This is a genomic window from Hydrogenophaga sp. A37, assembly GCF_002001205.1.
Classification (GTDB): Bacteria; Pseudomonadota; Gammaproteobacteria; order Burkholderiales; family Burkholderiaceae_C; genus Hydrogenophaga.
This window is the reverse complement of record NZ_MUNZ01000058.1, coordinates 1-14,545: the sequence shown is the minus strand read 5'-3', so window position 1 is coordinate 14,545 and position 14,545 is coordinate 1. Positions and strand designations below refer to the sequence as shown.

The 14,545-nt window shown below is 59.2% G+C and carries 5 protein-coding genes and 1 pseudogene; 2 read left to right on the top strand and 4 right to left on the bottom strand.

Annotation, left to right across the window (positions count from 1 at the left end; translation table 11 throughout):
* From B0E41_RS02855 to B0E41_RS02840, 4 genes and pseudogenes are all read right to left on the bottom strand, one after another.
* Positions 1-431: pseudogene (locus B0E41_RS02855) on the bottom strand (hypothetical protein); the annotation flags it as partial.
* A gap of 67 nt (positions 432-498) precedes the next feature.
* The gene (locus B0E41_RS27700) at positions 499-7,488 is read right to left on the bottom strand and encodes a hypothetical protein (RefSeq protein WP_077328626.1); all 6,990 of its coding nucleotides are present in this window, start codon (positions 7,486-7,488) and stop codon (positions 499-501) included.
* 20 nt (positions 7,489-7,508) lie between these two features.
* Positions 7,509-7,943 carry a hypothetical protein gene (locus tag B0E41_RS02845; protein WP_077328624.1) on the bottom strand — a complete coding sequence of 145 codons (435 nt, stop codon included), beginning with the start codon at positions 7,941-7,943 and terminating at the stop codon, positions 7,509-7,511.
* Between the two features lie 70 nt (positions 7,944-8,013).
* Positions 8,014-8,493, bottom strand: a complete 480-nt coding sequence (locus B0E41_RS02840) for a hypothetical protein (protein ID WP_077328622.1) — start codon at positions 8,491-8,493, stop codon at positions 8,014-8,016.
* 419 nt (positions 8,494-8,912) lie between these two features.
* Between B0E41_RS02840 and B0E41_RS02830 the strand changes: the two genes are divergently transcribed.
* A complete protein-coding gene (locus B0E41_RS02830) occupies positions 8,913-13,880 on the top strand; it encodes a hypothetical protein (RefSeq protein WP_143433631.1) in 4,968 nt (1,655 codons plus the stop codon).
* The gene (locus tag B0E41_RS02825) at positions 13,877-14,503 is read left to right on the top strand and encodes a hypothetical protein (RefSeq protein ID WP_077328616.1); all 627 of its coding nucleotides are present in this window, start codon (positions 13,877-13,879) and stop codon (positions 14,501-14,503) included. The genes B0E41_RS02830 and B0E41_RS02825 overlap by 4 nt, the downstream gene beginning before the upstream one ends.
* Positions 14,504-14,545: the final 42 nt, after the last annotated feature.

The window sequence follows — 14,545 nt, the reverse complement described above, 5'->3', positions numbered from 1 at the left end:
AGCAGCGTGTTACCCCCCCATCCTGCATGGAGGACATCGTTGCCACTGCCCCCATCCACAACGGTTCCCACCCCACCGACGGCATTGAGCACATCGTTGCCAGAACCTCCGAACAGCCGGCTGGTATCCCAGTAACCCGACAACACATCGTTCCCACCCAGCCCCCAAACCTCTGCCTGCGCAGCAGAGGCACTCAGCGTGTCGTCTTGCAGCCCGCCAACCAAGGCGCCGATCGTTGGGGTCCTGCCGTCATCGTCCCCCGACGCAGCGATCAAGGCCGCAGAAACAATCTGGAGGCTGTTCCAGCGCGTGCCGTCAGCAAACAGGATCTCCAGACCCGCACCTTGAGCCGTATCGCGGTTGAGTCCGACGAGGGTCAGGCTATCTGCCGCAGACAAGCGCAGGCGCACACCATCGTCGACCAGCTCCATCTGAACATCGTCAGGCGTCACACCCTGCCCCAGTTCAACCGTGGAAAGCTCCCACGCAGCGCCGAGGTCAGTGAGCCGATCGTTCCCATCCCCCCAACCCAAATCTGTAGGTGTCAGCTGCGGCACCACCTTCCAACAGATCGTCACCTACCCCCCCCACCAGCACATCACTGCCGCCGCCACCCTCCAGCGTGTCGTTCCCGGTGCCGCCGAACAGGGCATCTGCCCCCCAATCACCGGTCAGCTCATCGTCACCAGACCCACCATGGAGCGTGTTGTGCGCACCGCCCGCTGCATGAATGGAGTCATCACCTGCGCCACCGATCAACTCGGCCCCGCCCCAGTACCCCACCAGCACATCGTTGCCGCCACCCCCCCAGACCTGGGTGTGGCTCTCGCTGGCCATCAAATTGTCATTGCCGTCCTCTCCCACCAGCGCATCTTGCGCAACCGGAGGCTCCTCCTGTTCCGGTTGTTGCGAAGAGCCCGCCGCCGCCGCCGCAATGGCCGCATCCAGGGCCTGCAATGAAAACGCCTGCCCATTGACGTTCACAGAAAATTGACCATTCAAGAGCACGGCGTCGTCTGTGGAATATCGCCACAACCACCCACCCTCTTGCGCCGACAAGGCCATGTCGGCCAAATTCCCTTCCTGCAACAACACGGTGTTGCTACCCAGGGCATCCTGAATCTCGCTGGTCACCCCCTCGTCATCTCCGACACGCAGCACGTATTGGTCGTCCCCCTCCCCACCCAACAAGACATCGCGGCCGGTTCCTCCGTCAAGAACATCGTTGCCAGCACCACCGATCAATTGGTCGTCTCCAGCAACACCAGACAGCGTGTCGTCTCCCGATGCACCAATCAGAACGTCATTGCCTTCACCGCCCACCAGATTCAAGGACTCCAAGTCCGCTTCCTGGCTCAGCAGATCCAGCAACACCCCGGTTTGAAGCTCGGTGCCATCCGCAAAGCGAAACACATCAATGCCTGGCAACGACACACCGCTGACAGCGTCCACCGCTGGAATGGTCACCTCCAGGAAGAAGACGTGATCCATGAACAGCTGCAGGGTGACCGATTGTTCATAGCCCTGCCACCCCTGCATTGGCTCGTCGCCTATAAGCCGATAGGTCAGCCGCTCCAGTTGAACAGACGAATCAAACTCCACGGTGTCGATGTTCTGCCGGGACAGATCGCCGCCATACGTCTGGAACAGGTACCCCTGCCACGTGTATTCCTCATAGGGGTTGAAGTGCGCCACCTCAACGATGTGGTCCACCACGCCGCTTTCGAAACCGGTCAGATAGACGTCTGAGCCAGCCTGGCCATCCATGGTGTCTGACCCGCTCCCACCCACAATGACGTCATGGCCGTCGGTGCCCCCAATGGTGTCATTTCCGCTGCCGGCGTCGATCCAGGCTCCTCTCCCACGGAAGTAATGATCGGAGACAAAGTCTCCATACTCGTCCAGATTCATGAACCCCCAATCAACCGCGCTGGAGTCAACTCCGGGAAAAATGCCATTCGATCCACTGTTCAACACAATGAGGTCGTCTCCATCCCCTGTCTCAATCGAGCCTCGGAACAACACGGGATATGCGGCCTCGTTGCCATACCCATCCAGCGTTGCTTGAGCCGCCGCATCGTTGGGGCGGATCACATCGGCGCCCGACGTGCCCTGCAACTGCACCTGATGGACCGTATCCTGGGCAATGGTGTTGAGCTCCGTGTAGGTCGAGGTCTCCCACCCGATCAACCGGGACTCTGTGGTTTCCCTGGCGCCGGAGAGCGTCGGCACCAAGAACCCGATTACCCGCCCTTGCGCATCGCGCACGGCAGTGGCCCCAAGTAGATCCGAATCCCCATTCGTGGCCACCCCGGAGTCCACAGGAACAAACACTTCCACCGTTTCGCCGACAGTGGTCGTCACGGTTTCATAAACAGGCACCCGCCTCGAAAAAGTCAGCTCCTCGGTGGTCGACGACACCGTCAAATACGATCCGTGCAGGTACTCATCCCCCTCTGAGAGCTGCACCACCGAGGTTTCGACAACATTCGGTCTGGCCAGGAACTCAGATCCTCTGTATCGACCATAGATCGCGAGAAACCGCTGCCCCAGCGTGCCCAACTCATGGTGCTGGGCGTCAAGAAACTCGTCGCGCCGGTCTTGCAGCGAGAGCGGCTCGGTTGGTGGGGGTGCGCCAAGAATCGCGCCGAGCGATTGGGATGCACCCTGACCATCGGAGATGACCACCTGCAACAACGCCTGCACATCGCCACTGACGCTGGTCAACTGCACAGAGTTGGTGTCATCGATCCGAACAGTGATCCCCGAAGCATCCTGAAGCACCGTCAGCTGCGCCAGATTCGCCTGCGTCAACAACAGTTCGGCCGCCTCACCATCGTGGATCAAAATCTGATCACGTCCGCTATCGGCATGGAACACGTAGCGATTGTGGCCCGCGGCCCCCTCCAGAAGATCGTTGCCCAGCCCGCCCGAGAGCACATCATTGCCTCCTCCTCCGAGCAAGTGGTCGTTGTTGGCGGTGCCCACCAGGGTGCTGTCCGCATATTCGTTTCCTACCGTGGTCGAGCCCGAGAAGCTTTGGCTTTGCAGCCACCCAACCCACTCGGAGCGGCTCATGCTCGTGCCATCGGCAAAACGCAACTCCTGAATCAGCTCGGCTGTGCCCGCAGTCAACACCAGCCCTTGCCCCGGGCCAAACGTCAGCCAATGCTCACCGTTTTCTGACCCATTGAAAGAATCCAGGTCGAGGTTGGCCAGACTCAATCCCTCGCCGAATTCAAGAACCAGATTCCTGCTGCCGGCCTCGGCGCCAGCTGACACCTGAATGTGATCCAGCCCATCGCCCAATCGGTACACCACGGTGTCCGTCATCAAGGTCAGGTCGTCCGATGACCCCACATTGAGCTCGTCGTTACCGCGACCGCCCTCCAGCACGTTGTTGCCACCATCGGCGTACAGGGTGTCATTGCCCTCGCCGCCCACCAGCGCGTCATCGCCGGCCTGCCCGCGCAACACGTCGCTGCCGCTCCCACCTTCAACCAGATCGTTCGTGGAACTCCCCACGACGGTTTGCGCCGTATCAAGGGTGCTGGTGTGCACCACGGCACCGTTGACCCAGATCCCGGAGCGCACCCGTGCAGCGTCGTCATCGCGCTCGACAACGGCTTGCAAGCCGGTCAACTGCTCGGCACCACCCTGGTCATTTGTGCGCACCGACAGTTGCGTCAGCGTCGCGCCATCGGCCAACCCGACCAGGGCCGAAGACCCCAGCGCTGCGAACACGTGCCCGTCCTGAGAAAACACCTGGACGTCCGCCAGATTGACCGGCGCGGCCCCATCCACCACCAACTGGTTCTGCCCCTGCGAATCGCTGATCAGAGACACCGGCACCTCGCCCGATGCGCCAACGCTCACCGAAGCGATGTGATAGACGTCATCGCCCTGACCACCATCCGCAAAGTCCTGGCCATCGAGATGGAGCACATCGTTGCCCAGCCCGCCGAACAACACGTCCGCACCGCCGCCACCGCTCAGCACGTCATTGCCGTCTTGGCCAAACAGCAAATCGGTGCCCATGCCACCTTCCAGCACATCGGCACCCACCCCTCCCCACAACCGATCGTCACCGCCACCACCCAAGAGGATGTCTTCTCCCCCTTCACCAATGAGCTCGTCGTTGCCCCCGCCTCCATCAAGCAGGTCGCCGTCATCGGAGGATTCGTCGTTCAGGTTTCCGCCATCACCTGTCAGCGTGTCCGCGCCGTCGCCGCCACGCAGCGTGTCCTGGCCCGCTCCACCAACCAGGGTGTCGTCCCCCGTCCGGCCCAGCAGTTCATCCCGGCCCGCTCCACCCACCAGAAAATCATCCCCCTCACCGCCATCCAGATGATCGTCCGGCTCGGTTCCGCCAACGCCTTGGTCTTCACCGTCACCGAACATCCGGTCATTGCCCGCACCGCCATACAACATGTCGGCATCGGCTCCGCCCACCAGTTGGTCATTGCCTTCACCGCCGAGCAGAACGTCGTCTCCACCGTCTCCATAGATCAGGTCATCTCCCGCCCCACCATCCAGAAAATCATCCCCGTGGTTCTGGGCATCGACGATGTGCTGCGGATGGACGATCAGCTGCGCATCGTAGGTGTGGTCATCCGGCCTGAGCATGCGGATGGCCAGGGGGTTGGCATCGCCAAACATCACGTCATCGCCATCCCCACCCAACAACTGGTCGTGCCCGCCCAGTCCCTGGAGCTGGTCATCGTCATCGCCGCCATCGATCAGGTCCTGCCCCGCACCACCCCAGATGTGGTCGTCCCCCGCGCCGCCCACGAGTGTGTCGGCATCGTTGGGGTTCTCGGGCACCAGGGCGTACGCCCCGCCTTCCTGGCGTTCATAGTCGAAGAGGAAGTGACCCGAGACCAGGTGACCATTGCGGTCCCTGTCGATGCGCCAGGGGTTGTCGGGGTCTTGACTGGCTATCCAGCCGGAGGCCACCACGCCCAACGCCTGAAATGACAGGTAGTGGTCCATCGTCATGGACGCGCTTTGTGCGCCCAGAATCACATCGTTGCCCGACCCTCCGTGGATCACATCGCTGCCCGCGCCACCGAAGAGCACGTCATCGCCATCACCGCCCCTGAGCCGGTCGTCGTACCGGTAGCCCACCACCGCATCGTTGCCATCCAGGCCGTCGTATTCCACCCGCGAGCGGTCCACCCACCCTCCGTTGCCGTCGCTTATCCATCCCGCCTCGTAGTAGTCATCCCGCCCTGGCACCGCTATGCCATGCACCCAGGTCCCGTCCGCCAGCACCTGGTCCGCATGGATGCGATGCTCCGCATCCAGCACCTGGTTCCCATGCAGCCTGAACACGCCTGCGACCGGCTGCTCTGTCGTTCCCGGCTCCTGCGCCGTCCCCAGCTCGATCCCCAGCTGCCCTTCCTGCCAGTTCCTCACCAGCACCGTCGCATCGACCGTGGCCGCCCCTGCGGTGCTGCGCCGCCCCACCACCAAACCCATCGAGTTGATCGTGAACACCCAGCGCCCGTCTGCGCTCTCCCAGACGTTTTCGCTGACGCGCTCGATGGCGCTGGCCTGCCCGATCGCCTGTCCATCGATCTGCAGCACCCCCGAGCCGTCCGCATCGACCACCGTGTCAAACCCGAAGTCGCCACTGAATTCATAGCGGTCGTTGCCGGTGCCGCCCACCAGCGTGTCGTTGCCTTCGCCGCCCTCAAGCGTGTCGTCTCCCGCGTTACCTTCGAGGTGGTCGGCACCGTCCAGACCTTTGATGGTGTCGTTGCCTCCGCCGCCGTAGAGGCGGTCGGTGTCTCCAGCGCCTTCAATGGTTTCGTTGGCGTTGCTGCCAAACACCACTTGGTGGTCGTGCAAGGTGATGCCTTGGCCGTCGATCTGCAGGGTCAACGGGTCGCCACCGGGCAGCGTCGTGCCCAGGTCCACGAAGTCCCAGTTGCCCTGCACGGTGCTGGTGTCCCAGTCTTCGGTGTAGGGCTTCTGCCCATTGGCCGGGATCAAATCGTTGTCATCCCCCATGCCGGCGTCGTAACGCAGCTTCCAGGTCAACATTGCTGCCCGGTCGGCCAGGTATTCCTCACTCATCGCGCCCTGGCCGGTGGCCGGGTCGTACAGGTTCAGGCTGCCGTCGGTGTTGTGCTGGTCGTAAGAGAGCCCCGAGATCACGAACGGATTGAGCTCTCTCAATGCGTAGCGCCAAGCGATGCTCCCCATGGCGCCGTCCAGCATTTCCGCTTGACTGGTACTGGTGCCCAGGTTTGCTCGGCTGTAGGTTTGGTCCAAGAACAGCGACGCACCTACCACCTGCTGCTGCGGATCGGCCATGTCCAACGAAACATCGTCGCCATAGATGGCTTTCAAGATGCGCTCAGCGGTGTCCTGTGCTTGTGCCGCCGCGTTGTCGCGGAACAGGTTGACGAGCCTCATCCCCCAGTCGCCCCCGAAAAATCCGCCAACCACGGTTGCGACTAACACCAGTGCCGCGGAAACCGGAGCAGAAACGGCCGCACCCGCCAGCGCCGCCAGCCCCAACCCCATGGCGGCAATCCCGCCCGCAGCCGCCCCGGCCACTTCAGAGCCTACCGTCTGCGCAGAATAGTCTTCAATCAGGCGCAAGGCCTCTTCAGGCCTGCCCGCGGCATGTGCTTCGTTGGCTTGAAAGCCGACGAATACCGCACCCAGCACGGCAAAGCCTGGCCCCATCCTGGCAAACAGTCTGGAAGCACTGGCTGCCATGGGGTACTTCTCGACGAATTGGGCCATTTGGGCCGATGCTCCATCCGTCGGGTGGGCCATCCATTGCGCCAGATTTTCGTCGGTCAGCGTCAGGTAGTTGCGGTAGTTGGCGGACGAGGCTCCGCTGTACAAGGTTTCTTGATATGCGCGCGTCAGAAAGGCATTTCTAATGGATGCCATATCCAGATTGCCGGCATCCCCGCCACCGATTTCAATCAGTTTTTCAAGCGAAATGCCGGATACTTCTGTGACGTCCGAACCGGACTGGATTTTCTCCAACAATATCGGAATTTCTCGGGTCAGCAAAATCCGATCCGGATTGACACCCTCGCCCATGAGAATTCGGACTTCACCAGTGGTGGCCCGCAAAAAGTTCTCAGACACATCACCCCACAAGCCCGATGTACCTTCCAGAAATAGATTGGCGCGGGTGCCGCGAGGTTCTTGAAGCTGCCCCACATCATCCAAATCAAACGTGTTGACAAGCGCCAAACTAAATCTTGGGTCTTCAAGAAACTTCGCCGCAGCCGTATTTTTTATGATACGGACATCCTCATTATTGGCCTGCATGGCACTCACGGCAGCTGATGCAGATTTGCCATCGGCCAATGCCCCGCCAAAGAGCACTGTCACTGAGCCGGTCGCCTCTACCGACACCTCATTGACCAGTTGCCGAAGTTCTGCTTCCGTTGCAATTCGTCCGCCTGCGGTCAGTTCTGCCAGCTTTGCGATTGCGGAGTTGAAATCACGAATCATAATTATTTCCTCCTGAATTCTTAGAAATCGAAAACAAGCGCAACAGCCGGCTTGCCAATCTGCCCAGCCATCCAATTTTGATAGGTGTTTCTTGCTTCCTTTAGATAATTCAGCATCAACTCACCAGGGTTGGTCTCTGGAAGAAAGCTCAACTTTTCGCCATTCTTCTCAACACGCGTGCAACCTCGAAGTCCGGACTCAACGCGTTTTCCTTTCTCATCATCTTTGTAGGACTCAAACAACACCACCTGGTACAGGCTGCCCTCCCAAAAAAACAGATACGTTGCATTGCGCGATTCGCCACCAATCTCTCTGGTTGCATATCTAAAGTAAACATCCGCTTCCGCATCCCGCACCCAAATGCGGTTGCCCCCCCCTCCAAAACGGGATCCATAGAAGGCAATGTCGTATTTTTTGTAGTCGTCTTCGGACATCTCTTCACAAACAAAAGTCATCGCAATTTCTCCTTGATTGAATTTCAGTCAATTTGCAAAACCAGTTGGAGTGCGGGGTATCACGCAGCCGTCAAGCCGCTTGCCGCCAATACGCGCTGTTCGCAGGTGCTCGGACTTTACGGGCTACCAGCGGCACAGCAACCAGCCAGGTGTTGACCCAGATCCCGAAGCGCACCCGTGCAGCGTCGTCATCGCCATCACCGCCCCTGAGCCGGTCGTCGTACCGGTAGCCCACCACCGCATCGTTGCCATCCAGGCCGTCGTATTCCACCCGCGTGCGGTCCACCCACCCTCCGCTGCCGTCGCTTATCCATCCCGCCTCGTAGTAGTCATCCCGCCCTGGCACCGCTATGCCATGCACCCAGGTCCCGTCCGCCAGCACCTGGTCCGCATGGATGCGATGCTCCGCATCCAGCACCTGGTTCCCATGCAGCCTGAACACGCCTGCGACCGGCTGCTCTGTCGTTCCCGGCTCCTGCGCCGTCCCCAGCTCGATCCCCAGCTGCCCTTCAGGTGGCTCTTGGTGCAGCTTGCAGTTGTTGTTCGACATTCAAAATTGGCGATTGCATCCATACAGTGAAACCGTTTGTAACACCGTCAAATCCCATTCGTCCGGAAATGGATGCCGCACATCGGACACCCATCCCTTCGTGTTTGGTAATGTTCACTTGACATAAGCTCGTCAGAGCAAATCTCAACCTGAATCGACGCGGAATCAGTAGACACGGTGCTTACCCGGGTTCACCCGGACGGTCACCCAGTTCGACTGGGCATTTTTGAGCGTTGCGAAAGTCAGCTCCAGAGCTTGATGTGCAGCACAAAGGGTGCCTTGGTCCCGAAACGGTCCAAGGCCGGATCCCCGACATTCACTTCTGGTCGGCTTGGGAAATTGGGGCCTCAATTGAAAGCCCGCTCTAAACCAGTCGCATTTGATGCAGCGGCAGACAGCACGACCGGCACGCTTAGGGCATGCCAACGTCGATCTCTGGGGACGCCCCCTTAACCTTCAAAAATAGTGAAGCTCAGCCGCCCACGACTTGGTCGAGCTTGAAGGAACACTGCCTGCTGACAACAGTCCGCATCGGAGCCGAGGGAGAAGGTTCTCTTTGGTGGCTCGCACTGCTGACGCAATGCTTTTTGAGTTCACCTGCGCTGGCGGAGTGGCGTCACGAAGCCAACCTCCTGCTGAACGCCTTGCGCGCATGCAACCTGAAAAGCGGATCCGCCCTCTCGACATCGCAACGACAAGACCCGCTTTGGCAGTCGATCAACACCTGTATTGACGCTCGCAAAAGAAGCGCGGGCGCCACAGCTTTCGTGGATGGACTTTTCGTCAGGTACGTCATTGGTGTCGTGGAGCAAAAGTCCACCGTATCCGTTGCCTTTGTCTCCGGTCTCGCACAACTCTACAAGGCAGGCTCAGACTCTCAATCGTCCAGACTCTATGAATGGCGGGAACTGCTGGTCACGCTGCAAGGCACGAGCACAGACCTCACCTCCTACGCCTTGCGCGTAAAAACACCAGTCTGCAAAGAATTTGCGGTGGTTGCGGATCGGGTCCTCAAGACTCCGCCTGTCTCAGTGGCCTCTGTATCAAACCTGCGAGTCTTGAGAAGTCTTGCGAATCAGCAGGGTAGTCCGACGGGTCTCGCTCCATTCGTCGCGCCAGACAATAGAGCCGTCCCCCCCACCGAACACACACCACCATCGTCAACGGAACGAGACGAAGAGCAACCGGACATCGATGTGCATGGCACCGCGGTGTTTAGCAAGGGAGACTCCGTAGGAGACCACCTGAGGCAGCAAGCGCCATTCACCGCTCGGCGGATTCGACTTGGACTGGAAAGAAGGTCCTCTGCACAGATTCAGGACATTTGCGAAATCGTCCGACTCTGCGCAGTCGAACTTGAACACACCGAGATTCCGGCACAGCAAGCTGCCATCTGCCTGCTCCTGCTGCAAATCTGTGCGCCACTGCATTTTCATGTCTTGATGTCACTGCGCTGCACACCAGGGGATGACATCTGGCTGGATCTGCAACGAGGTGTGCTTGTCGTATCTCAGCGTCTGATGACAGGAACCAGCACTCGTCATGAATGGTTCAGTTGCACTGAAAATTGGAACATTCAGCTTCCTGTGCAGGTTGCCGAACGTTTGGCTCTCTGGGGGGAAGGCTCTCCCGGGTACCTCGTTGAGGTTTTCGACCGAATCGGCGTTGACATCAATGAGCTGCAAGCCCGGCACCACGGAACGCTGCGGAGGCTCAGTGACACCAACCTGCAGGTGTGGCCAGGGCAATGGATTAGTGGCTTGTGCTCGGCTGCGGTTCGGGTCTTGGGCAGCGAACTGAGCGCTGCGTTTGTGTTGTCCCAGCCAGGACTTGCCGCCCCTGGAGCGCTTCACTACTTTCACCCGCAGCAGGATGACCTGAATCGACTGAGTTGCGAGTGGCTTGGGCACTTTGGCCTACGCGCCCACGGCCAACCGGACAATGTCAAAGAGGCGCCAATCGACATCTTTGGCAACGAGAGGCTATCCACCGGGTTCAGGAAGTTGATTGCGGACATCCAGGACCTGAGCGCAAGCATCTCGCGAAACCGAGGCAACGAAGAAGCCCTGCTGTCAGATTTCAAGGCCCTGACCGTCCGCTCGGCGGCGCTGCTTGTATTCACAACCGCCAGCCGCGGTTCACGCCTGGACAAGCTCAAATGCGGGTCCCTTTTGGCGCACGAGGAACTGATCCACGTCGAAGACAAGGAGGTAGCAGACGGACGTGGCTCTCGCCTGCTGCCAAAACTCGATATCCACTACTGGCTGCTGAACGGCTTTCTCAAGGCACAAACAGCTGCATCTGAAAAACTGGTCAGACAGCTGCCGACCAAAATGCGCGGCGACGTGTTGCTCGAGCTTGCAAACCAAGACCTGCGATTCGACGCAGGGTGTTTTCAGTATTTCGGGAGAAAAGGGCAACGGATTTCACGTACGCCTGTCTCGTCGGCGGACATCGGGGAAGTTGCCCAACAATACCTTCAAGCGCCACGCAATTTCATGCGACATGTGGTTATCACCCACTGGACACTGGCACGCATGGACTGCACTGTTCTGCGGGCCCTCACTGGACACGCCTGGGCCAGTGCCGAGGCTCCTGGGCCATGCGCCACCTACGCCCCGACCTCATTGATCGCTGCAATCAAGGCCCCGCTTGAACAGCTCCTAGCAACTTGGATAGTGTCGCCCACACAGTCGCAAGGACACCGCGCATGGCCCACGCATCGACTCCCGCTGTGGCGCCTCTTCAAGGTCCAAGGACACTACCGCAAGTTCATCACTGATGGGCTTCAAGGTCCTGTGTTCTCCCGTTGGCATGTTGCAGCAATGGTTATGGCCGAACACATCCGCCACAACCTTTGCTCAGGACAATTGCCCCTCGGAGGGAAAGCCCTGATGTGGCTCTACCTCGTTTTTGTGGATGGTCTGAACGAACCGCAAGATCTGAAGGCGATCTTCGACCACGGTGACGTGCTTACACGTGGCACCTACGGCTGGACAGCCCGTTGGAGAAGAGAAGCCGATCGCCGCAATGGTCGCCTGATCGCACTGCAAGCGCCAACATCGCTCTTCTTGGAAAGCCATTGGTCATCGATAAGCATTGATGCAAAGGAGTCTATCGGCACGGACCTCGCGCGTTGGCTCACCGCGATTCAACCCAATCATCCAAGCAAAGACTGCACACCAGACCGAGCAAAAGCGATTCTGCTTGCGGTAGCGTCCCTGTGGTCCGACGTTGCGATCCCGTCTGCCCTACAAACGGCCTACTCGACTGACACCAACGCCCCCTTCCCAAGCCTGAGGTCTGCGGAAAGGTTGGTGAACGGATTCAACAGGCACACCCTTCCGATCACCACGTCAGGCTCCCGCCCATCCTTGGTCCATCAGAGCGAATCGGCGTTGCACCGCTTGCTCAAACTGATCCACAAGGTCGGCGACAACCAGCAACGGCTGGGTGAACAAAAAGCAAGAGCCGCCTATTTTTTGGGGCACGCGGCCAGCTTGCGCGGGTCCAATGATGGATCTTGGACAAACGCACTGATCAAAGCAATACAGCAGAACATTGAGCTGATCCAACACGGGAGCCGCAAAGCTCTGCAGTTCAGCAGCCTGTCGACATACGTCAGCTCAATCACCGATTTCATCATCTCCCGGCAAAACTTGAACCTCCTGGAAGTGGAGGAGAACGACCTGCAAGTGCTGTCGATCGAACTGCTTGAGCATGCTCGTCGCAAGGATGGGCCAACCAAGTCCGATGTGCAGTCCGCCGCATTTTGGCTTCTTCGAAGTCTTGAAAATCAAGGCTTCCGCGTACTTCTCCATCCCCCCGCTTCGTCTTTCTGGCGCCTTCGCCCAGGTCGTTCCAGACCGGTCCCAGTGATCGACGCTACAGACAGTGATGCGGCGCAGACGATGTTGAGCGCCACGCATACAGCTACCCAGCTAAACCATGATCAACTGCACCTCCTTGTCGACTTGCTGCAACAGGTCCCACTGCGTTGGATGGAGGCTGCAACGTTGGATACAACGCATATCCTGCTGGGGCGCCCAGCGCTGCGGGTTGAACCGTCGGGATTCAGTCACACCAAATCAACATCAAGTACACGGACGTTGGAACTTCCCGCTGCACTTCACGGCAGGCTACTTGACTTGGCTCGGCGCGTTTCTGCGGTCAGCTCCTCCAACCGTCCCCTGCTGTTTTCCGAAGCATCAAGCGGTTCGGATGACGAAGCGGTTCCGTCACGCCACAACGAGGATCTCGCATGGGTCATGAGGTGCATCCTTGAGGACGACTTCCGCATCCATGACCTGCGGGCGAACGTCGTCTCATCCTTGATATTCCCTGGTTGGAGGAAGACCTTCGATCGGTGGGTTCGTCATCAAGCATCTGGAGATGAGCTCCGAGGGCAGTTCGAGCATTCGAGCCAATCAGCTTGGAGCGCCGAACGCGCATCGGTAGTTGCAGGGCACTCGCACCCTGTCGTCGGGGTGAGCTACTACGCCTTCATCTGGCCATTTTTACGCTGCCTCGCACTTGCGTCCTTGAACGCACACCTGGTTCCCGGTTCAGAGTTTCTGCGACATGCATCTTTGTCCAGCGCTGCTCTGGACAAAGCCCGGCAGAGATCCTCCGACACAGCATCGAATCCATGGAACCACCTGGCATCCAAGCGGTTCCACAGGGACAAGCTCAAGGGCAGCAATACGCCACAACCGCCGACTTTGCATACACCGACAGTCTCTATGGCGATCGCGGATCAGGCTTCCGCCGTTGCACCAGTCGAGGAGCTCAAGCAGCACCGATCACTCTGCCTTTGCTCCTCGGGACTTCCGCTGGAGGACTCGATGGATATGGCCCGCATCGAACCACATCACCGCGACGCGCTGAACACCTATCTCGCCAGCCTCAGCTCTCAAGATCTGGAGTCGCTGCGCAAGCGCGAGGGAGGGTCCAGTGGTCAACGCTCTGCGGCCGCGGAGATTGATCTGATCCGTTCGCAGGCCTTCGAGGACCTGTTCAAGGTGCTCGCGCCCGCAGCCCCGCATCAATTGCGTCGCCTACTGGTGCTTCTTTCATCTCGCTCGGGCCGCGATGCGCTACCAGAATCATCGCTATCAGAGGTCGCAGGCATCTTCGACGGAGGCGACTTCAAGCTGGAGGTCATTTTTGGACAACGACACTTTGATGCTGGAGCTGCCGCACGACTGTCAGCGTGCAAGTCCTTGGTGATGGGTCAACCGGTGCGGGATCAGGGCCGGGCTCAAAGAGCGTTCATCTTGCAACGATCTAGCGAGCTCAGCTTGGTCGCAAAGGCCCGATGGCGCTCAGTGGCGGCACAACTGACCTTCCATCTCGTCAGGTACAAATTTGGTCAATCAGAAACATGAGAACTACCGATTCGAAATCCGAACTGCCCAAGATTCCTGACGACGCAATCATCACAGTCGCCAGCCGGCTAGATCAAGTACCGGCTCTGTCCAGCGCGCTGCTGCCCGAAGGCGTCTACGCAAGCCTGAGCGATTTCAAGGCCGCGCTTCGAACGGCCGGCGACGCACTCCAACAACTGGCCGAGCATCGTGGTCTGTTGGTTGTGGATCGCAAGATGGCTGCGGATTTTTTGCTTTCGATGGCTTTGGTCAAACACACCAGGACCAAACCGCTGGACGACGAGTTTTCGGTTGAGCACTTGCTCAAGCTAGAGCACAAGAAGGTGCTACATGCCGTCACCGATGCAAAGAAAATCCTGCGCGACTTGGTCAAGCGCGACATGGACTACGTTGGGATTCAAAGGGCAATCGACACCAGCCGCGATCCAGACCTGACGCGAAAGGTACTGCCCCTCATGCGTCCCGGCGCACCAAAGATCTCGACCACTGCCGGAATTGTCGACCTTGCCGTTGAAACCCCGCCGCCCAAGGCGTTACCTGCGTATTTCAGCCCATCGTGGACGGCATTTCAGGTTGATGGTGGACGGGATTTCAACGTAGTCGTGGACGGCGTTTCAGTCTGATCGTGGACGCTGTTTCAGCGCCATCGTGGACGATTGGGGGTT